This window comes from Endozoicomonas sp. ALD040, from assembly GCF_049275945.1.
Taxonomy (GTDB): Bacteria; Pseudomonadota; Gammaproteobacteria; order Pseudomonadales; family Endozoicomonadaceae; genus Endozoicomonas_A.
The window spans coordinates 2,462,501-2,488,195 of sequence record NZ_CP184829.1 but is presented as its reverse complement, the minus strand read 5'-3'; the positions used below and the strand labels follow the sequence as shown (position 1 = coordinate 2,488,195).

The following is a 25,695-nucleotide window of genomic DNA, read 5'->3' as shown; positions in this document are numbered from 1 at the left end:
TTTTCATCCTCAACTAGCTGCCGTCCTCGCTACGGTGTCGCCTGTTATTACGCAAAGCTGTTGTTAACAAATTGCTGATCTTATAAAACGCATCACCACTATCAATTGAATCGCTGACCCACTACGTAAGGCTGTTGATCGAGATGGAATGATTCAGCAGAGATGGAATAAATGAAGGGGTTGGGAGCCAATAACCCCCACGCCAGCGTTAAAACTGACTTTAAAGCTCATAACCTGAGTTTTACATTCAATCGGTCGCTGACGGAATATCCCTTACTTCACCCCAAAAGCTGCGATACTCCTCCGAATTCAGCCCTAATTTACTGAGGTATTCAATGGTTTTAAGCTGAACTTCCTCTGCCGTATAGTCTTTGCAGGATTTAATATCTTCAGGGACAGGCTGCAAAGGAATTTTATCCTTTCTGCACTGATGAATGTAGCCAAACCAGGCTTGTAAAAATTGATTAATCAATTCAATTTCCTGTACCGTTTTCGGGCAGCGGAAAAAACGAAACTCCAGCGTTGATAACCTGTTGACTCCGCGTGCTCCGGTAATATGCAACAAAGACATAGCCGTGTACTTTCCCATTATTTCGGGATCAATAGTCGTCATATGAACAAGCTGGCTATAAAAACGTGCAAATTCCTCAAGCCTCTCTTTTTTTTCCGAATGAGTGCCCCCTTTATGGTTTGGCTTTTCAATATAATTTTCTTCTATTTTTTTATTGTATCGTTCAATGATCCTGTTTAACCGCTCTACGGCAAATGGTTTCATGTCTGGATTGTAATCAGCAAATGTTTTGTACCATTTCGCTTCATTTCTCTGCAGGATACGATCATTATTTCCAAACGCCCTCAGCAAAAAAGGATTTCGCTGGACCTCAGACTCCATCGCCAGAAGTACACCAGTATCACCCTGAGTAGCACTCAAGGCATCGACGTGTTTATGCCCGGAGCTATAGTCAATCCATCCTAAGTTACGCATTGAATCAATCACTTCAATCACCTTCTCAAAAGATAATTTCGCGCGTTCATCATCAGGATGGTAAGGCGTGCAATTTATTTCAAACCACGCCGACGTGTCATAAAAAGAGATTACGGTAAAGCGATCATCAAAACCATGGCGTACACCACGTCTGTCAGTGATAGTGCGACTACTCATCCCTGTTTCTTTTAGTAGAGATGAAAAAATATGACAAAGCCGACCCTCTGTATCGGAATCTTCATTTTTAACATCATATTCAAGCTCTTCACCCAATTTAAGGTTTAATCTGTTTGACGGCTTCGCTTCATTGTCACCCCCAAAACAGGAGTCATCAAACATGGCATTGACAATAGCATCACAGCGCCTGGAAAAAATAACATCCATAACATGTCGATTAAAATACTCTCTCATATGACTTCTGTTCTCACGCAGACCAATGGTTAACTTGCTAGTTCTGCAAGGTTCACGCGCACTTTCAACCAGTTCCTGCCTGAATTTCACGAAAAATTGAAAGACAATACAGAACTCAGAAAAAAAGCCTGTTCCATTAAGAAGGTTTTGAAAAAATGGGTATATCTGCTTAAGCAATTTCTCGAACCTGATTTTATGCCAAGAGTTATCAAAAGACACAATCTTTGGGTTAACATCATCCAGTTCGTTTTCCTTTTTTTTAAGATAATCAACCAGCATGTCCTCCAGACTATAAAGCGTTCTAGGGCAATAAGCTTTTGATTCCTCTGTTGCCCATTCGGTAAAAATAGCATTCAGGTAAGACTCTATCTCTTCAGCCCGATCCTGGCTCATGGTTTTACCCATCAGGTATTTATCTGGGCTGCTTTCATCATTAAAACGCCGATCATGGACCAGACCTTCCTGAAATAAAATAAAGTCGATAAAAATCTCTGTTAATTCGTCTACTTGAAAGAATGCATAGCCTTCACTTGTGATTTTTTTGTATATCACTGAATGTATAAGGTTTTCAATGCTAGTCCGAAAACGCTCAACCACTTCCTCAGCGGTAAACGTCCCGTTGACTCCGGCTACATTTATGGCTTTACAATCATCAGAAGTAACCCAGTGAGAAACTTTTCGCTCGGGAATAGCCTGTTTGGCAATCGGATGGCTGCAGCCTGGCGCAGTAGAGCCGAGCCTTCGTATCTTATCAACCGGTGCGGAGGATGTATCCTCAACCTTTAGCTTTCTTGAAAAACTTTTGAATACTTTTTGTTCAGAATCAAAACTTTCATCAGTCTTTTCAGCAGGGCTTCTTTTATGAAATCCGTAAGCATCTGCTTTGGTAGTGTCTATATTCATAAATTCCTCTATTGAACACATTTAATCCTTTAAAGCTTGAGTGCATTAGACTATTAATTACTGAAAAAATTCCGGAACGATGATCAATATTACTCGCTGACCCGCTACGTGAGGCTGTTGATCGAGATGGAATGATTCAGCAGAGGTGAAATAAATGAAGGGGTTGGGAGCCAATGACCCCCACGCCAGCGTTATAACTGACTTTAAAGTTCATAACCTGAGCTTTGCATTCAATCAGGCGCTGAAGGATTATCCCTTACTTCACCCCAAAAGCAGCGATACTCCTCCGGATTCAGCCCTAATTTACTGAGGTATTCAATGGTTTTAAGCTGAACTTCAGCTGCCGTATAGTCTTTGCAGGATTTAATATCCTCAGGGACAGGCTGCAAAGGAATTTTATCCTTTCTGCACTGATGAATGTATTTAAACCAGGCTTGTAAAAATTGGTTAATCAATTCAATTTCCTGTACCGTTTTCGGACAACGGAAAAAACGAAATTCCACCGTTGATAATTTGTTGACTTTGTTTGCGCCGGTGATATGCAACAAAGACATAGCCATATACTTTTCCATGATATCAACATCAATATAACCAAGCCCTTTCTGTATGGTCGTCATATGAACAAACTGGCTATAGAAATGGGCAAATTGCTCAAGTCTCTCTTTTTTTTCCCAATCAGTACGCCCTTTATGGCTTGGCTTTCCAGTATGATTTTCTTCTATTTTTTTATTGTATAGGTCAATGATCCTATTTAACCGCTTTACGGCAAATGGTTTTGTGTCCGGATTGTAATCAGCAAATGTTTTGTACCATCTGGCTTCATTCTTTTGCAGTATACGATCATTATTTCCAAACGCCCTCAGCAAAAAAGGATTTCGCTGGATCTCAGACTCCATCGCCAGAAGCACACCGGCATCACCCTGAGTAGCACTCAAGGCATCGACGTGTTTATGCCCGGAGCTATAATCAATCAATCCTTTGTTACGCATTGTATCAATAACTTCAATCACCTTCTCAAAAGATAATTTCGCGCGTTCATCATCAGGATGGTAAGGTGTACAATTTATTTCAAACCACGCCGTCGAGTCATAAAAAGAGACTACGGTAAAGCAATCATCAAAACCATAGTGCACACCACGTTGGTCGGTGATAGCCTGATTACTCATCCCTTTTTCTTTTAGTAGAGATGAGAAAATATTACAAAGCCGACCCCGTGTACGGGAAAAATCATTTTTAACATCATATTCAAGCTCTTCACCTAATTTAAGGTTTGATCTTTTTGACGGCTTCGCTTCAGTGTCAGTCTCAAAAGAGGAGTCACCAAACATGGCATTAACAATGTCATCACAGCGTCTGGAAAAAATAACATCCAGAACATGTCGATTAAAATACTCTCTCATATGACTTCTGTTCTCGCGCAGACCAATGTTTAATTTGTTGGTTCTACAAGGTTCACGCGCACTATCAACCAGTTCTTGCTTGAATTTTACGAAAAAATTAAAGACAACACCGAACTCAGAAAAAAAGCCTCTTCCATCAAGAAGGGTTTGAAAAAATGGATATATCTCCTTCAGTAATTTCTCGAACCTGATTTTATGCCAAAAATTACCAGAGGACACAATCTTTGGAGCAACATCATCCTGTACGTTTTCCTTTTTTTTAAGATAATCAACCAGCATGTTCTCCAAACCATAATCTACTCTAGGCCAATAAGTTTTCGATCCCTCTGCTTCCCATTCGCTAAAAATAGCATTCAGGTAAGACTCTATCTCTGCTACCCGCCCCTGACTCATGGTTTTACCCGCCACGTATTTATCAGGGCTGCGTTCAACAGTAAAACACCGATCATGGACCAGACCTTCCTGACATAAAATAAAATCGATAAAAATCTCTGTTAATTCCTTTGTTTGATCATATTCATAGCTTTCCCTTGCGATTTTTTCGTTTATCGGTGAATGCCTGAGGTTTTCAATGGTAGCTCGGAAATGCCCAGCCACTTCCTCAGGCGTAAACGTCTCGCTGACTCCGACTGCATTTGTGGCCTCACAATCATCAGAAGTAACCCAATGGGAAACTTTTCGCTCGGGAATAGTCTGATTGGCAATCTGATGGCTCGAACCTGGTACAATAGTACCGATCCCTCGTATCTTCTCTACCGGTGCGGAGGATGTATCCCCAACCTGTAGCTTTATTGAAAAACTTTTGAAAACTGTCTGTTCCGAATCAAAACTTTCATCAGTCTTTTCAGCAAGGCCGCTTTTATGAAATCCGTAACTATCTGTTTTCGTTGTATTTATATTCATAAATATCTCTAATGAACACATTTAATTCTTTAAAGCTCTAGTGCTTTAGACTACTAATTTGTAAAAAAATTCCTGAACGATGATTCATATTACTCAGTGCTGGCCTGCTGCATGAGGCTGATGATCGGGATGGAATGATTCAGAAGAAGTGAAGTAAATCAGGAGGTTGGGGGCCAATCACACCAGCGCCAGCATTAAAAACTGAGACTATAGTTCATAACCTGGGTTTTACATTCAGTCGGTCGCTGGCGGAATATCTCTTACTTCGCCCCAAAAACAGCGATAATGCTCCGGATTCAGCCCTAATTTAGTGAGGTAATCAATGGTTTTAGCTTGAACTTCCTCTGCCGTATAATCTATGCAGGATCGGATATTTTCAGGAACAGGCTGCAAAGGGGTCTTATCCTTTCTGCACTGATGAAGGTATTGAAACCAGACTTGCAAAAATTGGTTAATCGACTTGATTTCCTGTACCGTTTTCGGACAACGGAAAAAACGAAATTCCAGCGTTGATAATTTTTTGACTCCTCTTGCTCCGGTAATGTGCAGTAAAGACATAGCCATAAACTTTCCGCTGACATCGGCATCAATATAACCTAACCCCTCTTGTATAGTCGTCATATGAACAAACTGGCTATAAAAAGTTGCAAATTGCTCAAGCCTCTCTTTTTTTTCCGAATCAGTGCTCTCCTTATGGCTTGCCTTTTGAGTATCGTTTTCTTCTATTTTTTTATTGTATCGGTCAATCATCTTATTTAACCGCTTTAAGGCAAATGGTTTTATGTCTGGATCGTAATCAGAAAATGTTTTATACCATTTAGCTTCATCGTTCTGCAGGATACGATCATTATTTCCAAATGCCCTCAGCAAAAAAGGGTTTCGCTGGACCTCAGACTCCATCGCCAGAAGTACACCGGTATCACCCTGGGTAGCACTCAAGGCATCGACGTGTTTATGCCCGGAACTATAATCAATCAACCCGTCGATGAGCATTGAATCAGTCACTTCAATCACCTTCTCAAAAGATAATTCTGCGAGTTGATCATCAGAATGGTAAGGCGTGCAGTTTATTTCAAACCATCTCATTGAGTCGTAAAAAGGGTATACGGCAAAGCTATTATCAAAACCATAACCATAAGATGCATCAGGTCCGCAAGCATTAGCATCGTGATAAATCATACCTTTTTTTTGGAGTCGACATGTAAAAGTAGCAACAGGCCGATACTTTGAGCCAGAAGGTTGATTTTTTATATCATATTCAAGCTCTTCACCGAATTTAAGATTTAATCTGCTTGCCGGTCTCACTTCATTGTCAGTCCCAAAAGCGCAGTTATCAAACATGGCATTGACTATACCATCACAGCGCCTGGAAAAAATAACATCCATAACATCTTGATTAAAATGCTCTCTTATATCATTACCATTGAGGCGTAGAGCAATGGTTATAACATTATTGGTTTGACACGGTTTACATGCACTATCAATGATTTCCTGTCTGAATTTTTTGACAAAATCAAAGATCACAACCAGCTCAGAAAAAAAGCCATTTCCAGCAAGAAGGGTTTGAAAAAATGGAAATATAGCTTTCAGCAATTTCCCGTAAGTAAATTCAATGAGGCAAAAATCATTTTTACAGTCAGTCTTTGGGATAACATCATCCGATACGCTTTCTTTTTTGTTAAGATAATCAACCACCATATCCCCAAAACTATAATACATTCGAAGTTCATAAAATTCTGATTCCTCTGCTGCCCGTTCGGTAAAAATAGCATCCAGGAAAGACTGTATTTCTTCAGCCCTCCCTTGGCTTATGGTTTTACCTGCCAAGTATTTATCGGGACTGCTTTCAATGGTAAAACAGCGATCATGAACCAGGCCTTCCTGGCATAAAATAAAGTCAATAAAAATTGCTGTTATTTCTTCTCTTTGATCAATTTCATGATATCCCGTTGCGATTTTCTCATATCGCAGCTTATGTATGAGGTTTTCAATGGTATTGCGAAAACGTTCAGCCACTTCCTCTGCGGTGAACGTCTTGCTCACTCTGCTTCTTGCTTCGTCTAAGGCCTTAAAACCATCAGTAGTAACCCAATGGGAAACTTTTCTATCGGAAGAAGTCCGACTAGTCTCTCGATCAAAAAAATGTGGCTGATTACAAGCAAGTACGCGCATCTGCTTTATCAATGCAGAAGATTTATCTTGAACCCATCGCTTTCTTGAAAAGCTCTTGACTTCTCTCTGCTCTGAATCATAACTCTCATCAACATTTTTTTTAGCAAAACTGCTTGCATAAAGTCCATATGCATCTGTTCTGTTAGGATTTATATTCATTGATCACTCCATTGACCGTATTTAATTTTCTTAGCTATGCGTTTTAGACTATTAGTTTCCAAAAAAATTCCACAACCCTGCCAATAATGACAGATTTCGTGTTTGATAACGGTCTTCGGGGATTAACAGCCAAACCTGAATACACTCCGGAACTGGCCGTTGAAAGAGGATCATACTCCTGAAAAAAGACTGGCAGAATACAAGGATCAAAACCAGTCATTTTCTGTTCAGGTTAAATGCTGATTACACTCAGGCGATGATGGATCTGGGCGCAATGATTTGTACCCGAACCAAACCTTCCTGTCTGATTTGCCCGTTAGAGCAGAATTGTCTGGCCCATAAAGCCGGGGAAGAAACCCGCTACCCAGAGCCAAAACCTAAAAAAGACAAGCCGGAACGATGATTCATATTACTCAGTGCTGGCCTGCTGCATGAGGCTGATGATCGGGATGGAATGATTCAGAAGAAGTGAGGTAAATCAGGAGGTTGGGGGCCAATCACCCCAGCGCCAGCATTAAAAACTGACACTATAGTTCATAACCTGAGTTTTACATTCAGTCGGTCGCTGACGGAATATCTCTTACTTCGCCCCAAAAACAGCGATAATGCTCCGGGTTCAGCCCTAGTTTACTGAGATAATCAATGGTTTTTAGCTGAACTTCAGCTGCCGTATAGTCTTTAGAGGATTGAATATCTTCAGGGACAGGCTGCAAAGGAATTTTATCTTTCCTGCACTGATGAATGTATTGAAACCAGGTTTGTAAGAATTGGTTAATCAACTCAATTTCCTGTACTGATTTCGGGCAACGGAAAAAACGAAATTCCAGCGTAGATAACTTGTTGACTCCGCTTGCTCCGGTAATATGCAACAAAGACATAGCCATAAACTTTCCCATTATATCGCCACCAATGAAACCAATTCCCTTCTGTATAGTCGTCATATGAACAACTTGGCTATAAAAATGCGCAAATTCTTCAAGTCTTTCTTTGTTTTCCGAATCAGTGCTCACTTTATGGCTTGGCCTTTCAGTATAATTTTCTTCTATTTTTTTATTATATCGGTCAATGATTCTATTTAACCGCTTTAAGGCAAAAGGTTTTGTGTCTGGATTATAATCAGCAAATGTTTTATACCATCTGGCCTCATCGTCCTGCAGGATACGATCATTATTTCCAAACGCTCTCAGCAAAAAAGGATTTCGTTGGATCTCAGACTCCATCGCCAGAAGCACGCTGGTATCACCCTGAGTGGCACTCATAGCATCAACGTGTTTATGTCCGGAGCTATAATCAATCAATCCTTCCTTGCGCATTGAGTCAGTAGCTTCAATGACCTTGTGAAATGATAGTTTTGCGCGTTGATCATCTGTATGATAAGGCGTGCAGTTTATTTCAAACCAATCCTCTGAGTCATAAAAAGAGACTACGGTAAAGCTATTATCAAAGCCAAAGTGTGGGCCACGTTTGTCATTGGAAGCTTGTAAAACCATCCCTTTTTCTTTGAGTAGAAATGAAAAACCATTACAAAGCCGACCCCGCGTACGAGAAAATTTATTTTTTACATCATATTCAAGTTCTTCACCAAATTTAAGGTTTGGTCTGTTTACCGGTTCCACTTCATTGTCAGTTTGAGAACAGCCTTCAAACATGGCATTAACAATACCATCACAGCGCCCTGAAAAAATAACATCCATAACACTTCGATTAAAATACTCTCTCACATCACTTTCGCTAAGCCGCAGACCAATGGTTAACATATTGCCGGTTTTACACGGTACACAAGCACTATCAATCAATTCCCGTCTGTATTTTGCGGCACAATTAAACACCAAAACTAACTCGGAAAAAAAGCCTCTTCCTGCAAGAAGGGTTTGAAAAAATGGATATATCTCTTTCAGCAATTTCTTGTAAGTAATCTCATAAATATGAAAATCATATGTAACCTTAATCTTTGGGGTAACATCATCCGGTACGTTCTCTTTTTTGTTAAGATAATCGACCAGCATGTCACCCAGACTATAACGTAACCTGGGCTTATTAAATTTCGATGCCTCTGCTGCCTGTTCGGTAAAAATAACATCCAAGTAAGACTCTATCTCTTTAATCCGCTCCTGGCTCGTAGTTTTACCCGCCACATATTTATCGGGACTGTTTTCAACGGTAAAACACCGATCATGGACCAAACCTTCCTGGCATAAAATAAAGTCGATAAAAATTCCTGTTATTTCTTCTCTTTGATCATCTTCATGATATTCCATTGCGATTTCGTCGTATCGCAGCCTATGTAAAAGGTTTTCAATGGTATTTCGAAAACGCTCAGCCACTTCCACTGCGGTAAACGTCTCGCTCACTCTGCTTCTTGCTTCATCCGGGACTTCAAAAGCATCAGTAGTAACCCAATGGGAAACTTTCCTCTCGGGAATAGTCTGACTAGCCTTTCGATGACTACTATCTGGCAGAATACAAGCAAGCCCTCGTATCCGCTTTGTCAATGCAGAGAATTTATCTTGAACCCATCGTTTTTTTGAAAAGCTCTTGACTTCTCTCTGCTCTGAATCAAAACTCTCATCAACATTTTCTTTAGCAAGACTGCTTTCGTAAAGTACGTGAGTATTTGTTCTGGTAGTGTTTATATTCATAGGTCACTCCATTGACCGTATTTAATTTTCTCAGCTACATATGTTTTGGACTATTAATTTCCAAAAAAATTCCACAACCATGCCAGTAATGACAGATTTCGTGCTTGATAACGGTCTACGGGGATTAACAGCCAAACCTGAATACACTCCAGAATTTGACCGTTGAGAGAGGATCATACTCCTGAAAAAAGACTGGCAGAACACAAGAATCAAGCCAGTCATTTACTGTTCAGGTTGTGCCATTTGCGGCCTGGGCTTCAGGTAAAACAGGGTATAGCGAATAACAACATAAGCCACAATGGCAGTAGCCACCCAGAGTTCCATGAGCCCCAGCTGAAAAAAGAGATCAGCAAAGACACCATTTACCCTGCCTTCCAGCTTAAGCAGCGCTGTGGCACCAATCACCATTGGGAAGGTGAAGGCTGCATAGCCCGGTGAAAATGGCAATCTCAGCAGCTTGATAAAAGCCATATACACCATTGCCGTCATAAAAATAGCCAGTGGCGTCAGAATACTGATCATAATCAGGCTGGGGTTATCAGTGATGGTCAGGTATCCCGCCAGAGACAGACTGGCAGGTGCCCCCATAATGGCAAAAGTAGGCAGCGCCGCATCAGGAATAGCGTTCTTGAAGATCAGGCGATAGAACATGATGGGCAGCTTTACGAAATAGCAGAACATTCCAAAGATAAACAGCAGCCTGACCAGCGACTCAAAACCCATACCCGTACTGGTGACCGCAGCCACTATGATACCAACGGGTGGTACAAACCAACTGGGCACCATATGCTCAATATCAAAGTCCCGAATCCTGTGAGTCACAAAACCTGCCAGTAATATCAGATGTGTCAGCACGGCTGCCACCCAAAGCAAGCGTGCCGCAAATTCGGAAACGGGCATGAGTGCAGAGGCGATCACCATAGTCGCCATGGCGCAGGTTGGCATAACACTGCTGATGACGGGATGTGAAAGATCTTCACGAATCAAATGCGGGTGCAAAATAAACTTCAGCATCACCTTGAAGACCAGAATAGCGGCGATAACCGCAGCGGTCAGCTTCAGCCCCTGGGACTGGTCGGGCATGACCAGAGACCAGGCAGCACCAAGGCTGGCAATGCCTAGAGCCAAGCCTCCAAGAGGAGTGGGTACACGGCTTAGTCTTGTTACCAGACCAGCCGTGCGGCCTGGATTTGCAGTCTTATTCATCTTGCTTATTACCGAGAGTGTCTGTCATCGCACATGGCTGTTTGAGCAGCTTTTAAAAGGCATGTGAATAAAATAACCTGTTTGGTGAATAAGAAAATTCAAACTTTTAAATAATTAAGATCAGTAAGTCTTATACTTAAGAAGGCCATATACTTCCGATAAAAACAGCCTGCGCCAGAAAAATGATTAGGTTAAAGTGCAGAAGATCATGTTTCCCTCTTCGCAGTGCAAGCAGATACAAAAACTCTTTGAAATCAGATTGAGCGGCATTTCATTGCACTTTTCATAGTAGAATGCACGACTCAATTTTCAAACCCAGACTCCCTGATATGTCGCCAGATAGCAATAATGAAGCCTTCAGCCTGCAAATACTCCAATGGTTTGATGGTCATGGCCGCAAGAACCTGCCATGGCAGAAAAACATCAACCCCTACCGGGTCTGGATCAGCGAAGTCATGCTGCAACAAACCCAGGTCGCTACCGTTATTCCGTACTTTGAAAACTTTATGGCGCGATTTCCCAAGGTTGCAGACCTGGCTTCAGCGGAGATCGATGATGTACTCCATTTGTGGAGTGGGCTGGGGTATTACAGCAGAGCCAGAAACCTGCATAAGGCGGCCAAAATGGTCATGGACACTTTTGCCGGTGAGTTTCCACGTTCTGTTGCTGAATTAACTCAGTTACCAGGGATTGGTTTATCCACTGCCGGAGCGATAGCATCTATCAGTATGGGTATTCGTGCTCCGATTTTGGACGGCAATGTCAAAAGGGTTCTGGCCCGTTATCAGGCCATTCCTGGCTGGTCCGGACAGTCCGCTGTCGCAAAACAACTCTGGAGTATTGCTGAAGAGTATACTCCACATCATCGCAATGCTGATTACACTCAGGCGATGATGGATCTGGGCGCTATGATTTGTACCCGAACCAAACCTTCCTGTCTGATTTGCCCGTTAGAGCAAAATTGTCTGGCCCATAAAGCCGGGGAAGAAACCCGCTACCCAGAGCCCAAACCTAAAAAAGACAAGCCGGAACGATCGGTAAGAATGTTAATGGTAATTAACGAGTTTGGAGAGGTTCTGTTGGAAAAAAGACCTCCTACGGGTATTTGGGGAGGACTTTGGGGGTTTCCGGAAATCCAGATCGAGGAGGTGCTGTCTGAAGCTGCTCAAAACATGACCGGATTGAGTCTGCAAGATTTTGAAGAGTGGCCGTCATTTCGACACACATTCAGCCATTATCACCTGGATATCACCCCCATCAAATCTTTTACTGACAAAGCCTCTGCAGTAGCGGATGGCGATCGATGGCACTGGTTTCAACCTGATCAGCCGTCCGAGCTGGGGCTGGCTGCTCCGGTCAGCAAGCTGTTAAGTAAAATCAGGATGAGCCTGTAAAGGCGATAAGCAATATGAAATTACCGGGTTAGAGTTGAAAAAAATTTCGAGTTAAACTACGCAACCCCAATGAAACAATGCCAAGTCCAACATGATCCGTAGATTTAAAGAATACGTCACAGGGTGTTTATCTGTCTCCCTTTTGATCATCAACACCCTTTTTCTCAGCCTGCCGCTGCTCTGTTTTTCTCTCTTAAAACTCGTCGTCCCTCTAAAAAGCTTTCGTCGCCTTATGGGACGCATAGCCCACTCTGTGGCGGAGCTGTGGATCAGCATCAACTCTCTCTGGATCAGAGCGCTATCAGGAACCCGTCTGAATATCAGCGGCCTGAAAGATCTGAACCCCAATGGCTATTATCTGGTCACTGCCAACCATCAAAGCTGGGCTGATATTTTGCTGATGCAACATCTGCTCAACAGAAAAATCCCCTTGATGAAGTTTTTTCTCAAACAGGAGCTGATCTACGTTCCGGTCATAGGTCTCTGTTGGTGGGCTCTCGACTTCCCGTTTATGAAACGTTACAGCAAAGCTTATCTTGAAAAGCACCCGGAAAAACGTGGCAAAGATCTGGAAAATACCCTCAAAGCCTGCGAAAAATTCAAAACCATGCCGGTATCCATTGTCAATTACCTTGAAGGCACCCGTTTTAGCAAAGCAAAACAGCAAAAGCAGTCGTCACCTTTCAAACATTTACTAAACCCCCGCGCTGGCGGTATCAGCTACGTGATCGGAGCACTGGGTGAGCAGGTGAGAACCCTTTTGAATATCACCATTGTTTATCATCAAAAAGACCAGCTGGGCTTCTGGGACTTCCTGTGTGGTCGAATTAAAAGCGTCAGTATCCATTTTGAACAACAAACGATCCCGGAATCATTCATAGGTCGAAGCTACCAGCAGGATGCTGAATTTCGAAATGACTTTCAGGCATGGGTCAATCAGCTCTGGGTAGAGAAAGATCAGCTCATGCTGGAAATGAGTCAGCGTCAGGAAGGTGTTGTTAAATGACAATCGTTGAAGCTGGTAAAAAAAGCTAAAACATAGTCGTATAATACAGCCTTCATTCTGACTCCTAGGCCAAAAAATTCTTTTTGGCCTAGAGTTTACGCTTGCTTTCAATATGTGACGAAAGCAACTTTCCAAGTCTACTTTCCAGAACGTATGCATTTATGTAAGCAACAGCCTCTGATTCATCCTCTGATTCAGAATCATCCTTTGTCAAAAGTGACTGATATACAGTTCTCAATAACGAAACCATTTGCACTCTTATTTTTGAATCACACTCGTTATATTGGATTTCAGTAAATAAACTACAGTAGCCATCTACAAAATTAGTAACGAACTCTGGAAAAGCACTTATCCAATCAGATAAATCAGGGTCATCAAGTAATAACACCGTCCCCGGTAAAACTTGAAGTATCACTGTGTTAATATCAATAACTATCTGCTGTGGTGATTTTACTGATTTGTATAAACCATCTGTATCTACAAAGAGCACAGAATTATCAGATTTGACGATTATATTTGAGCTATGCAAATCTCCATGCACTAAGCGCGATTTCAATAAAATAAAATTGTTTTCACCATATTTATTGATTATCCCTGAGCTATGCAAAGTACCGAGAGTCATTCCAATTTTTCTATACAATATATTTAATTTTTTTCGATCTAAACCATTTGAATACATTTTTTCTTTTATTGTACTTAGTGTTTTTCCTTCTACATAAGGAAAGACAGCGTAATAAAAGGGTTCTGAATCACTTGAAAGGGAAACTTCTCTCACTGGTTTTACTAACATTGAGCAAAATTCAGAGAAGCAGTTTGTAGATAAGTAGTCATAAATAAGTGTGTTTTCTTGATAATTGCTTTTTCGTGACTCTTTTAAAAAAAATCTATCAGACGAGCATATTAAAGAATAGAAACCATCTTTAGTGACAGAGCCTTTTTCAAAATTAAGGTTTTTCAACTCACAAGCTTCATAATTCTCAATACCGAGAGAATTTGAAATATCAAATACACAGTCCTGAATACTTCTGGAGTTACAGGATACCCTTTCATATGCCTTAGCAGTTGAAGACAATGACATAAGCTCAACCAAGAGGCAGATCATTAAAATTTTTATTGTGGTTTTCATGTTAATACAAAAAATTTGATTAATAATGTTTAGACTGCTTTTTTTGAAGAAAGTTCAAACTTTATGTTCCGACCGCCATCTAACAAATGCTTCCTGCTCTTTCTGGTGTCTCGTCTCTTGAGCCGACGTTTTTTATATAAGCATTTCTGAACAGCTCTCCCCTACAGGACGATTTCCTAGTAAAATACTAAGGTATTATTTGAACGTAGCAATGCCGTCGAAGGGAGTGGTGGCATTTCCGTCCTCTGATGTATGGAAAATCCTGAATGAGAACAAGCCTGGATCAGCTCAACTTTAACAACCGCTTTGGCCAGCTGCCTGACGTGTTCTACACCCGTCTTCAGGCCACGCCTCTGGATAATCCAAAGCTGGTAGCCGTCAGTCAGCCAGCCGCTGATCTGTTAGATCTTGAGCTGAGTGACACCTGCAAAGAACAGTTGGCCCAGGTGGCTGGAGGCTTAAAAACTCTGGAAGGTTCCGATCCTCTGGCAATGATCTACTCCGGACATCAGTTTGGCAGCTACAATCCACAGCTGGGTGACGGACGAGGCTTGCTTCTTGGAGAAGTGACCAACAACCTGGGTGAAAGCTGGGATCTCCATTTGAAAGGGGCAGGTATGACGCCTTATTCCCGATTTGGAGATGGTCGGGCCGTTCTACGTTCCTGCATTCGAGAATACCTGGCCTCTGAGGCTCTGTTTCACCTGGGCATCCCGACCACCCGCGCCCTATGTGTGGTGACCAGCGACACTCCGGTTTACCGTGAAACTGAGGAACGCGGATCTACCCTGCTGCGAATGGCAAAAACTCATATCCGTTTCGGTCACTTTGAGTATTTCTACTACAGCAAACAATACGATGCCCTTGAAACTCTGGGCGAATTTACCATTGAGAACTACTTTCCCGAGTGTTCCGATAAAAACGACAAATACAGTTTATTTTTCAAAACGGTGGTAGACAAAACCATTGAAATGATTGCCCTTTGGCAGGCTAACGGTTTTGCGCATGGGGTGATGAACACCGACAACATGAGTATCCTCGGCGAAACTTTTGATTACGGACCTTTCGGCTTTCAGGATGATTTCAACTGGCACTTCATCTGTAACCACTCTGATCACTCCGGTCGCTACGCCTTCAGCCAGCAACCTGATATCGGTTACTGGAACTGTGGCCGACTGGCACAGGCCCTGGTGCCTCTGCTCGACGATGTATCCGTTCTGCAAAAAATACTGGACACCTATCCTGCACTATACTCAGCCAGATACCTGTCATTGATGAGTGAAAAGCTGGGACTCCTGGAAGAAGACCCCAAAGACTCAGATCTGATCAAGGATCTTCTGCAGTTGCTCCATGAACAACATGTGGACTACACCCTGTTTTTCCGAACCTTGTCTGATTACCATGTGGGTCAGGGAGTATCCGCATTCGTTGCTTTATGCAGCGAATCTGAGCCGCTCGGACAATGGCTGCAACGCTATGATGAAAGAGTTTCTCAAAACTCCGAGCCAGAGCAGCTGCGCCACCAACGTATGAAGCAAATTAACCCCAAATACATTCTGCGAAACTATCTCGCCCAGGCTGCTATCGAGAAGGCAGAACAAGGGGATTACGTCGAGATTGAACAACTGATGACAGTGTTGCAGTCCCCCTATGATGAGCACCCTGATCTGGAACATTATGCTCAAAAGCCCCCTGAGTGGGGTAAAAAGCTGGAAGTCAGCTGCTCGTCCTGACGGATAGTTTGCTATACCATTCCAACCTGTTACTGATTAAGAAAATGAGGATACCCATGGCCCGTACCGTACATTGTGTAAAACTCAAAAAAGAAGCCGAAGGTCTTGCTGTACCACCTCTGCCCGGACCCAAAGGCCAGTGGGTTTATGAGAACGTTTCCCAGACAGCCTGGAGCGAATGGCAAGCCCACCAGACTCGCCTGATTAACGAGAAACACCTCAACTTGCTGGACCCTGAAACCCGCAAATACCTGACCGAACAGATGGATAAGTTTTTCGCCGGTGAAGATTATGATACCGCTGATGGTTTTGTGCCTGAGCAGAAGTAAACTGATTAGGAGCCTCTACCATGAACATCAAAGACATTTCCATCTCTAACAACAAAAAGAAGCAGATCCTCTCTGCTATCAGCGACCACTCCGTCCTCTTTCAGGAAGAAAATGGCGACATTGTTGTAGATACCCGGGCCTATCAGACTTACAAGGAAGAAAAAGGGCAGGCACCGATTGAAGAAATAGCGGAACTGGACTCTCTGGAAGAATTGGCAGACTATGTCGTTTTTCAATGACAAAGCAAGCTCTGTCTGCTGCGTTACATCTCTAATCTATTGATCCAACCCAATTTTTTTCTTCAAAAGACCGAAAATCGTTGTAGCCGACTTGACTCAGAGGGGTGAAATCCGTTTAATACGCCTCGCACATGATTGCATGAAACGCCTGGGTAGCTCAGTTGGTAGAGCAGCGGATTGAAAATCCGCGTGTCGGTGGTTCGATTCCGCCCCTAGGCACCATCGATCTTCACGATGGTGCTATTAAGTCGAAAAGCAGTCTGGCCTGGGTAGCTCAGTTGGTAGAGCAGCGGATTGAAAATCCGCGTGTCGGTGGTTCGATTCCGCCCCTAGGCACCATATATCAAAGGGTTACGAGAAATTGTAACCCTTTTTTTGTGCGCCGAAAAAATTTACAGATTAATAGTGTACCTCTGAAGCGCTACTCAGACCGCCCTGGCACACCAGATGACCTTGCCCACAACTGGATTCTCTTCCACCTTTTTCAGATCCATATTCCAACGGGGATATTCAGGGTTATCACTGGTTATTTTCAGTTCATGCTGCACCTGTTTTACCCGCTTGGCCATCAAACCATCTTCGGTTTGAATAAGGTAAACAGCTTCACTATGGACTGATCTCCGGGACAGATCCACCAACACCTGATCTCCGTCCTGAAAGGTGGGCAGCATACTGTCACCGCTGATGGTGACAAATGCCAGACTTTCACCGGAAACGCCCAATTGTCGGCTCAGAAAGGTTTTATTGAAAGCAAAATAATCGCTGACTTCTTCACCCTGAACAGCTGAACCCATTCCTGCACTGGCCTCTACATCAAACATAGGAGCGAAGACAATTTCTTTACTTTCTTTAGTATCAGATATTTGTCCACTGTCGTTTTGATTGCCAGTCAGCAACCAGTTCAGGTCGACCCGAAACTCATCATAGAGACTTTCCAGATAGGCCATGGAAGGGCGGCTTGTACCCCGACAGATTTTATAGATGTGAGAGGCGGATTTGCCTGTCATTTCGGCAAACTGCTTTTTGTTTCCCTTTGCCAGACGATCAACTATCAACTGGAATCGACGCGCGAAAGCGTTTGCCATACTCTGTTTTGTCCTGAAATAAGAATGAAAGAGCAATTATACAACAGCAGATCTGATTAAACGTGCACAGATAAAAAAGAGGCCTGCTGTTCAGCCTTTAGCAAAGGACCGATATAATCAGCCAATGACTTTCCAGCTACGCCCTTATCAACAAGACGCTGTTTCCAGAGTGATACAGCACTTTCGCAACAGTGACGACCCTGCCCTTGTGGTACTGCCCACAGGTGCTGGCAAGAGCCTGGTCATCAGTGAGCTGGGACGCATTGCCCGTGGCCGGGTCCTGGTTCTGGCTCATGTCAAAGAGCTGGTTGAACAGAATCATGTCAAATACGAAAGCTATGAGCTGAAAGCTTCCATATTCAGTGCCGGGCTGGGCAAGAAAGAGGCTACTGAGCAGGTTGTATTTGGCAGTGTTCAGTCTGTCGTTAAAAACCTGGATCAGTTTAATGACGAGGACTTCACGTTGCTGGTCATAGATGAGTGTCATCGGGTTTCTCTGGAGAAAACCTCCAGTTATCACAAGATTATTGAGTACCTTCAAAAGCTCAATCCAAAGCTGAAAATACTGGGATTAACGGCAACGCCCTACCGGCTTGGCATGGGTTGGATTTATCAGCATTACCTGCCCGGAAACCAAAAAGGCACCCTGCGAACGGCAGAAAAGCGATTTTTCAAAAGCTGCATTTATGAACTTCCGTTGTCGTACATGATCAAAAACAACTATCTGACACCGGCAACCTTGATTGATGCTCCTGTTGTTTTTTACGACTTCAGTCTTTTATCAAGGGACCGTTTTGGTCGCTACAGCGAAGCTGATCTGAACACGCTGCTCAAGGGCGAAGGGCGGGCGACACAACAGATCATCAATCAGGTTCTGAAAGCGTCGGAAAACAGAAAAGGTATCATGATCTTCGCTTCTACCGTGGACCATGCCCGGGAAATAATGGGCTATCTGCCAGAATCTGAATCCGCTTTGATCATTGGTGACACGGCTACTCAGGAACGCGATAACCTGATTCAGGCTTTCAAGGCTCAGAAGATCAAATATCTGGTCAACGTCTCGGTCTTAACCACCGGCTTCGACGCCCCCCATGTTGATCTGATCGCTATTCTTCGCCCCACCGAGTCTGTCAGCCTTTATCAACAGATTGTGGGCCGTGGGCTACGTTTGGCAAGAGGCAAGAAAGATTGTCTGGTTATAGATTTTGCCGGCAATCGCTATGATCTGTTCAGCCCTGAAGTAGGTAGTCCAAAGCCAGACTCCCAATCCGTTGCGGTGACAGTTCCCTGCCCTGCCTGTGGCCATGAGAACAGCTTCTGGGGCATTGTCGATGATGACGGTGATCTGATCGAGCACTATGGTCGCCGTTGCCAGGGCGTTGAAACGTTTGAAGGTCAAATCGTTCGATGCGATTTCCGCTATCGTTTCAAGGAGTGTCAAGAATGCGGTGCAGAAAACGACATTGCCGCGAGAAAATGTCATCAATGCAGAAAAACACTGGTTGATCCGGATCAAAAACTGCGAGATGCCCTTAACCTGAAAGACTGTATGGTGCTTCGTTGCTCCGGTATGACGATGGAATCTGACTCCGGAGGAAATCACCCCAGAATCAAAATCACCTACTACGATGAAGACGGAGCTGAAGTCAGCGAGTATTTCCGTCTGGACACCGCTGCACAACAAGGTGCTTTTTATCATCACTTTGGCAAACATGCCCTGATTAATCGTGCTGAGCCCTTCAGGGCAAAGTCAGTCGACTCCGTTATCAGTCAACAAAAGAAATTTCGCAAACCAGACTTCGTGATTGCCAGAAAAGAGAAACACTACTGGTCGGTCGTTGATAAGCTCTTTGATTATGAGGGTCATTACCGAAAGGCTTATGAGGCTGAATAACTCCTCCTCATACTCTAGACCTATTATGAAGGAGCCTGAAACCAGACATTTATGACAGCAATAACCAGACTAAACCTCTCTTTCGACAGATTCTCTTATATCATATTGAGAGAGTTCATGTCTGATGCGCGTGTTTAATTCATCGCGATTAAGCCAAATAAGTTCTTCGATGTGTTGGATATTCCTGCTTTTGAAATCCATAGATAAGAGTAAGATGAATCGTCTCTTGGCTAACAATGAGTCACAGTTCAGGATCTGCCTGCGAAATTCTTCGGATGCAATCATTTTTTTTCTCAGAGGATCTCCCAGATTATAAAACAAGCCCTTTGCTAATTTATTAAAGAAAATAATCAGCAGGTTTTCGACTGTTCCATCGGGTTTACCGGGATCCAGATCCGGACGGTCAAGTAGTGTAAGTGCTAAATGAGGGTTATTTAACAATATGGCCTGACCGATAAGGCTAACAGGGATCTTTCTTTCACCCGTTTTTTTATAAAATGAAAACTCAGGAGGAAATTTAATATGAAAGGAAGATTTAAAAGGCCCTGAGTACTCAAATCCTATTTTTGTATTTACCCGGGTTCTGGGATCGCTGGCCAGTAATTCACTGATTACGCCTCTGTTTTTGGCTCCTACCTGGCTGTTTACTAATTCCGTTGGTGTCATGTACATACTTCCAGTAAAATCTTGAATACAATTGACGCTATTAACGTTGGTATCATTGTTTTCCAGTAACACCTTCATTATTTTTGATGTGAAATCAGCAGGCGAATAACTAGAGTGCCTGCCACTGCGAACAAATAGTCGGGGGAGGTTACCTTCTCCTTTTTCATAGCTTTCACTCGCCAATACTGTATCCGGTAATGCTCCATAGTTAATTAACAATTGGAGTGCTTCCGTTTTACCATGAACTGCCGCCTGAATGGCCGGATTTCGATTTTTTTGCTTCAAGCAAAGTTGTAAAGAGGTCGGGTGCCTGTCAATGATATAGCTGATCAGCTTAGTATCGTTGTGTTTGGCTGCTTTCATTAATGCTGAATCTGGTCCTCTTAATTTCAGATGCAATTTGTTAACTTTATGCTGAGCCCAGGAACAGGTCCGTGTCTCACTGTTCTGTTGTCCTTGAGCTGAATTGCTTCTACCAAGCAGGCTGTGATTCTCAAGAATATTGCTATTGGGTGCTCCTCCAGTGGCTATCATCTGTCTTCTCCTTTTTTAATTTCATATTCCTTAGATTATTATTTTTTTATAAAGTTCAACGGTATCCTTACTTTTTTTACTTCAATCCGGATAATGAATCATATCCGCTGATAGGGCTCACAGCTGGAGTAATTGTAGAGACATCAATCTATTATCAAGCTCCTGAATCTGATTTAATCGCCTCTGTCCGTGATACAGAACACAGGTGGGACTTACTGAACATAGGTACAAATCAGTCCTGCTGCTGGTCAGTAACTACTTTTAATTCCTTATGGTATTATCCTTGTCCATAAACATTTGCTTAAGGCATTAAGTACTCAGCCATACGGAATCGAATATTTCTGGCTTATTGGGCAGGTGCTCTGCAAGGCACAACGACGGGAACATAGCAAGCTATATGACCAGGGTTGCAACGCAGTCAGAGTGCCTGAACAATGAGTCAGAAAATATGATTTCGTATGGTTGAGTACTTACAGTAGAATAATGACATGATCTGGATCATCGCACTCATTGCTCTGATTATTATTGGTAACTTCATGTGGCTCCTGCCTTCCAAGTCAGACAGGCGTCGTATGAAGCTTAGAAACAAAGCCATCTTGTCTGGCTTTACCTGTCGGGAAATCAAAGACAAAGATCTTTTACCTGAATCTGCCATTATCGAGCAGAGCCCATGGCTTGAGTATTCCACTGTGTCTTTGACTGAAGATAATGATCCCGTTATCGTTCTGGAAAAAGCCGATGGATGCTGGCCTGAAAACACTAGAGTCGGCTCTGAAAAGCTCTCCAAATTACCTGCTTCCGCTGTCAGAGTGAGCTTCCGGGCAGGTTCCATCGCAGTACTCTGGAATGAAGAAGGTGAACTGGAGGATGTTCAGACTATCATGGATTTTCTTGAGAGCGTTGCGGTTACAGAGCCCCGGCAATAAACCTGAGCCACCACGTAAAATTCCTTCCGTTCTTTTCTTTTTTCTCAAGACAACTTTTGTGACTACCTCTTTATGTAAGAGAGGCAGTCACTCTGATACGTTAAGCCAGTCCTCGCTCCGGGCTGGTTCTTACATGGGTCAAATAAAGTGGCAGGCCAACCAAAAGGAAACCTCCTACCAAATTCCCCAGAGCGGTAGGCAGTTCATTCCAGATCAGGTAATCCATCACAGTAAACTCACCACCCATGATCATTGAGAAGGGAAAAAGGAACATATTGACAATAGAGTGCTCGAAGCCCATGAAGAAAAACAGCATAATAGGCATCCACATGGCCACCATCTTTGCACCTGCAGACGTTGAGATCATGGCGCCGACAACCCCCATTGATACCATCCAGTTACAGAGCATTCCCCGAACAAAAATCGTTAACCAACCTGCAAGACCATGCTCCTGATAGCCCAATGTTCTCGACTCACCAATGGCGGAGACTTTCGCAGCTATGGCTCCACCATCAATGCTGTAGCCATAGGTCAAAATAAACGACACAAAGAAAGCAGTAGTCAGTGCTCCGGCAAAATTCCCCAGAAATACCAGACCCCAATTCCTGAGAAGCCCTCGCATATCCACACCAGGTCGTTTATCAATTAACGCCAGAGGAACCAGGGTGAAGACGCCGGTCAACAAGTCAAATTTCATGAGATACAACATGATAAAACCAATCGGGAACAACAGAGCTCCGATCAGCGGTGAGCCAGTATTGATAGTCACTGTAATGGCAAAGATAGCCGCCAGTCCCAGAATAGCTCCTGCCATGAAGGCTCGAATAAAAGTATCTTTGGTTGACATAAAGATCTTTGACTCACCGGAGTCCACCATTTTTTTGACAAACTGATCGGGTTCGATATAAGCCATATAATTCCATCTCGCTAATTTTATTATTCGTCGAGTCCTGCACAGCAAAAAAGATGCCTGTCTTTTGATTTATCACTTAACAATTTGATTTTTAATAAGTTAACTATTTACAGGATGGCAAGTACCTGAAGAAAATAGTTGATGGGAAAGAAGTGAATCGGTGCATTTTGTGTGAACATGCACCAAAGAAGGAAAAAGTTTTGAGAGTAATGGGATACGATTAAACAAAAACCCCGATCAATCTCTCAACCGGGGTTTTGCTTTATTCAATGCCTGGCGATGACCTACTCTCACATGGGGAAACCCCACACTACCATCGGCGATGCGTCGTTTCACTACCGAGTTCGGGATGGGATCGGGTGGTTCCAACGCTCTATGGTCACCAGGCAAAACTGGTCGAGCCGTTGGCTCTCGAGCTGGAAGCTTGAAGCTGGAGGCTTGAAGCTGTTTCTCGAAAACCAAGGCTCTGGAATCCAAATCTCTTTTAAGCTGTGTCGTCTATTCTTGCTCAACACTCTCGTTCACTGTGTACGGCTTCAAGCTTCCAGCTTTTGCTGGCAGCTTCGCTGCGCAAATCGCTTTGGCGTTATATGGTCAAGCCTCTCGAGTCATTAGTACGGGTTAGCTCAACGCCTCACAACGCTTACACACCCCGCCTATCAACGTCATAGTCTTTAACGTCTCTTATGGGCCTTACGGCCAGGGAAGTCTCATCTTGAAGGGGGCTTCCCGCTTAGATGCTTTCAGCGGTTATCCCGTCCGAACTTAGCTACCGGGCAATGCGTCTGGCGACACAACCCGAACACCAGTGGTTCGTCCACTCCGGTCCTCTCGTACTAGGAGCAGCTCTTCTCAAACTTCCAACGTCCACGGCAGATAGGGACCGAACTGTCTCACGACGTTCTAAACCCAGCTCGCGTACCACTTTAAATGGCGAACAGCCATACCCTTGGGACCGGCTTCAGCCCCAGGATGTGATGAGCCGACATCGAGGTGCCAAACACCGCCGTCGATGTGAACTCTTGGGCGGTATCAGCCTGTTATCCCCGGAGTACCTTTTATCCGTTGAGCGATGGCCCTTCCATTCAGAACCACCGGATCACTATGACCTACTTTCGTACCTGCTCGACATGTACGTCTCGCAGTCAAGCTGGCTTGTACCATTACACTAACCGCACGATGTCCGACCGTGCTTAGCCAACCTTCGTGCTCCTCCGTTACTCTTTGGGAGGAGACCGCCCCAGTCAAACTACCCACCACACAATGTCCCCGATCCTGCTAAAGGACCTGGGTTAGAACCTCAATATTGCCAGGGTGGTATTTCAAGGTTGGCTCCATGCAGACTGGCGTCCACACTTCAAAGCCTCCCACCTATCCTACACAAGCAACATCAAGATCCACTGTGAAGCTGTAGTAAAGGTTCACGGGGTCTTTCCGTCTAGCCGCGGATACACTGCATCTTAACAGCGATTTCAATTTCACTGAGTCCTGGGTGGAGACAGCGTGGCCATCGTTACGCCATTCGTGCAGGTCGGAACTTACCCGACAAGGAATTTCGCTACCTTAGGACCGTTATAGTTACGGCCGCCGTTTACCGGGGCTTCGATCAACCGCTTCTCTTGCGATAACAGCATCAATTAACCTTCCGGCACCGGGCAGGCGTCACACCGTATACGTCCACTTACGTGTTAGCACAGTGCTGTGTTTTTAATAAACAGTCGCAGCCACCTGGTATCTTCGACCAGCCTCAGCTTACGGGGCAAGCCCGATCACCAAAGCCGGCGCACCTTCTCCCGAAGTTACGGTGCCATTTTGCCTAGTTCCTTCACCCAGGTTCTCTCAAGCGCCTTGGTATTCTCTACCTGACCACCTGTGTCGGTTTCGGGTACGGTCCCTTTTGACCTGATGCTTAGAAGGTTTTCCTGGAAGCCTGGCATCAACCACTTCCCCACCTTGGTGGGTTCGTCATCAGTTCTCGGCTTTGTGAACCCGGATTTGCCTGAGTCCACAGCCTACGACCTTAAACAGGGACAACCATCGCCCTGCTGGCCTAGCCTTCTCCGTCACTCCATCGCAGTCAAAAGGGGTACAGGAATATTAACCTGTTTCCCATCGATTACGTCTTTCGACCTCACCTTAGGGGCCGACTCACCCTGCGCCGATTAGCGTTGCGCAGGAACCCTTGGTCTTCCGGCGAGGGAGCCTCTCACTCCCTTTATCGTTACTCATGTCAGCATTCGCACTTCTGATACCTCCAGCCCACCTTCCGGTGAACCTTCAACGGCTTACAGAACGCTCCTCTACCGGTTCAGTTGTCAGTTTGCAGTTGTCGGTTGTCAGTTTGAACTGAGTTATTTAAAACTCTTGTGCAAACTAACCAACATCTTACTGACTTGGTTGTATTCGGTTTTGAGGTCTTGCCATTGCTGATCGTCAATGTAATTGACGATCAAGGCAGTACCTTAACCAAACTCTCATTTCGTCAGATGATCCGATAGCCATCAATATGAACCTTCGAAACTCTGCTTTTGAGATGATCAGTTTCCCATGTCCTTCAGCAATATTTGCACAGATTCCTTTACTGGCTCTGCGCATCTGATCAGCAAGTCCATGCATTTGTTCAATTCTCGGAAATTCCAGCGAGAGCTTGTGAACTTTCAAAGAAAGCTTATAGGCCCATTGAAATACTTCTAAATCTTCAAATCGCTGCATACTTACTTCTCATACTGCCAACTGACAACTGTAAACTGACAACTGAACCCCGTAGCTTCGGTGAATAGTTTGAGCCCCGTTACATCTTCCGCGCGAGCCGACTCGACCAGTGAGCTATTACGCTTTCTTTAAAGGGTGGCTGCTTCTAAGCCAACCTCCTGGCTGTCTGGGCCTTCTCACATCGTTTCCCACTTAACTATTACTTTGGGACCTTAGCTGACGGTCTGGGTTGTTTCCCTTTCCACGACGGACGTTAGCACCCGCCGTGTGTCTCCCGTGATTGCACTCATCGGTATTCGGAGTTTGCATGGGGTTGGTAAGCCGGGATGGCCCCCTAGCCCAAACAGTGCTCTACCCCCG

16 protein-coding genes, 2 tRNA genes, 2 rRNA genes and 1 pseudogene (1 of these 21 running past the window's edge) are annotated in these 25,695 nt (G+C 44.0%); 10 read left to right on the top strand and 11 right to left on the bottom strand.

Annotated features, from left to right (window positions below):
• Positions 1 to 247: 247 nt before the first annotated feature.
• From ACOJUN_RS08600 to ACOJUN_RS08590, 3 genes are all read right to left on the bottom strand, one after another.
• The gene (locus tag ACOJUN_RS08600; protein ID WP_422136230.1) at positions 248 to 2,299 is read right to left on the bottom strand and encodes a hypothetical protein; all 2,052 of its coding nucleotides are present in this window, start codon (positions 2,297 to 2,299) and stop codon (positions 248 to 250) included.
• A gap of 230 nt (positions 2,300 to 2,529) precedes the next feature.
• Positions 2,530 to 4,602 (bottom strand): hypothetical protein, encoded by a 2,073-nt coding sequence (locus tag ACOJUN_RS08595; protein WP_422136229.1) that lies wholly within the window; start codon positions 4,600 to 4,602, stop codon positions 2,530 to 2,532.
• Between the two features lie 234 nt (positions 4,603 to 4,836).
• A complete protein-coding gene (locus tag ACOJUN_RS08590) occupies positions 4,837 to 6,933 on the bottom strand; it encodes a hypothetical protein (protein WP_422136228.1) in 2,097 nt (698 codons plus the stop codon).
• A 238-nt stretch (positions 6,934 to 7,171) separates the two neighbouring features.
• On the opposite strand from ACOJUN_RS08590, the pseudogene ACOJUN_RS08585 reads away from it, so the two are divergent.
• Positions 7,172 to 7,333, top strand: a pseudogene (locus ACOJUN_RS08585) (A/G-specific adenine glycosylase); the annotation flags it as partial.
• A 154-nt stretch (positions 7,334 to 7,487) separates the two neighbouring features.
• On the opposite strand, the gene ACOJUN_RS08580 reads toward ACOJUN_RS08585, so the two are convergent.
• Both ACOJUN_RS08580 and ACOJUN_RS08575 read right to left on the bottom strand, forming a co-directional pair.
• Entirely contained in the window at positions 7,488 to 9,572 is a 2,085-nt protein-coding gene (locus tag ACOJUN_RS08580) for a hypothetical protein (RefSeq protein WP_422136227.1), read from the bottom strand.
• A gap of 222 nt (positions 9,573 to 9,794) precedes the next feature.
• Positions 9,795 to 10,778: a TDT family transporter gene (locus ACOJUN_RS08575; protein ID WP_422136226.1), complete on the bottom strand. Its 984-nt coding sequence runs from the start codon at positions 10,776 to 10,778 to the stop codon at positions 9,795 to 9,797.
• A 293-nt stretch (positions 10,779 to 11,071) separates the two neighbouring features.
• Between ACOJUN_RS08575 and mutY the strand changes: the two genes are divergently transcribed.
• Positions 11,072 to 12,172, top strand: a complete 1,101-nt coding sequence (mutY, locus tag ACOJUN_RS08570; protein WP_422136225.1) for an A/G-specific adenine glycosylase — start codon at positions 11,072 to 11,074, stop codon at positions 12,170 to 12,172.
• A 91-nt stretch (positions 12,173 to 12,263) separates the two neighbouring features.
• Positions 12,264 to 13,178 carry an acyltransferase gene (locus ACOJUN_RS08565; RefSeq protein WP_422136224.1) on the top strand — a complete coding sequence of 305 codons (915 nt, stop codon included), beginning with the start codon at positions 12,264 to 12,266 and terminating at the stop codon, positions 13,176 to 13,178.
• Positions 13,179 to 13,266: 88 nt separating this feature from the next.
• Here the strand turns inward: ACOJUN_RS08565 and ACOJUN_RS08560 are convergent, their stop codons facing one another.
• Positions 13,267 to 14,304, bottom strand: a complete 1,038-nt coding sequence (locus ACOJUN_RS08560) for a hypothetical protein (RefSeq protein WP_422136223.1) — start codon at positions 14,302 to 14,304, stop codon at positions 13,267 to 13,269.
• 266 nt (positions 14,305 to 14,570) lie between these two features.
• Between ACOJUN_RS08560 and ACOJUN_RS08555 the strand changes: the two genes are divergently transcribed.
• From ACOJUN_RS08555 to ACOJUN_RS08535, 5 genes are all read left to right on the top strand, one after another.
• The gene (locus tag ACOJUN_RS08555) at positions 14,571 to 16,037 is read left to right on the top strand and encodes a protein adenylyltransferase SelO (protein ID WP_422136222.1); all 1,467 of its coding nucleotides are present in this window, start codon (positions 14,571 to 14,573) and stop codon (positions 16,035 to 16,037) included.
• Positions 16,038 to 16,093: 56 nt separating this feature from the next.
• A complete protein-coding gene (locus ACOJUN_RS08550; protein WP_422136221.1) occupies positions 16,094 to 16,366 on the top strand; it encodes an oxidative damage protection protein in 273 nt (90 codons plus the stop codon).
• Between the two features lie 20 nt (positions 16,367 to 16,386).
• On the top strand, positions 16,387 to 16,605 hold the full coding sequence (locus ACOJUN_RS08545; RefSeq protein WP_422136220.1) for a hypothetical protein: 219 nt from the start codon (positions 16,387 to 16,389) through the stop codon (positions 16,603 to 16,605).
• A gap of 146 nt (positions 16,606 to 16,751) precedes the next feature.
• Positions 16,752 to 16,827, top strand: a tRNA-Phe gene (locus ACOJUN_RS08540).
• A 41-nt stretch (positions 16,828 to 16,868) separates the two neighbouring features.
• A tRNA-Phe gene (locus ACOJUN_RS08535) sits at positions 16,869 to 16,944 on the top strand.
• Between the two features lie 86 nt (positions 16,945 to 17,030).
• Here the strand turns inward: ACOJUN_RS08535 and ACOJUN_RS08530 are convergent.
• Positions 17,031 to 17,690, bottom strand: coding sequence for an XRE family transcriptional regulator (locus tag ACOJUN_RS08530; protein ID WP_422136219.1), 660 nt, complete (start codon positions 17,688 to 17,690; stop codon positions 17,031 to 17,033).
• 124 nt (positions 17,691 to 17,814) lie between these two features.
• Here ACOJUN_RS08530 and ACOJUN_RS08525 point away from each other — a divergent pair, with 124 nt between their 5' ends.
• Entirely contained in the window at positions 17,815 to 19,584 is a 1,770-nt protein-coding gene (locus tag ACOJUN_RS08525; protein ID WP_422136218.1) for a DEAD/DEAH box helicase, read from the top strand.
• 69 nt (positions 19,585 to 19,653) lie between these two features.
• Here the strand turns inward: ACOJUN_RS08525 and ACOJUN_RS08520 are convergent, their stop codons facing one another.
• The gene (locus ACOJUN_RS08520) at positions 19,654 to 20,784 is read right to left on the bottom strand and encodes a hypothetical protein (RefSeq protein WP_422136217.1); all 1,131 of its coding nucleotides are present in this window, start codon (positions 20,782 to 20,784) and stop codon (positions 19,654 to 19,656) included.
• Positions 20,785 to 21,272: 488 nt separating this feature from the next.
• On the opposite strand from ACOJUN_RS08520, the gene ACOJUN_RS08515 reads away from it, so the two are divergent.
• Positions 21,273 to 21,710 (top strand): hypothetical protein, encoded by a 438-nt coding sequence (locus tag ACOJUN_RS08515; RefSeq protein WP_422136216.1) that lies wholly within the window; start codon positions 21,273 to 21,275, stop codon positions 21,708 to 21,710.
• 100 nt (positions 21,711 to 21,810) lie between these two features.
• Here ACOJUN_RS08515 and ACOJUN_RS08510 read toward each other — a convergent pair whose 3' ends face one another.
• The 3 genes from ACOJUN_RS08510 to ACOJUN_RS08500 form a co-directional block, all read right to left on the bottom strand.
• Positions 21,811 to 22,623: a formate/nitrite transporter family protein gene (locus ACOJUN_RS08510; protein WP_317144287.1), complete on the bottom strand. Its 813-nt coding sequence runs from the start codon at positions 22,621 to 22,623 to the stop codon at positions 21,811 to 21,813.
• A gap of 271 nt (positions 22,624 to 22,894) precedes the next feature.
• Positions 22,895 to 23,010, bottom strand: a 5S ribosomal RNA gene (gene rrf / locus ACOJUN_RS08505).
• A 203-nt stretch (positions 23,011 to 23,213) separates the two neighbouring features.
• Positions 23,214 to 25,695 (bottom strand): 23S ribosomal RNA (locus tag ACOJUN_RS08500) (it continues 986 nt past the right edge of the window).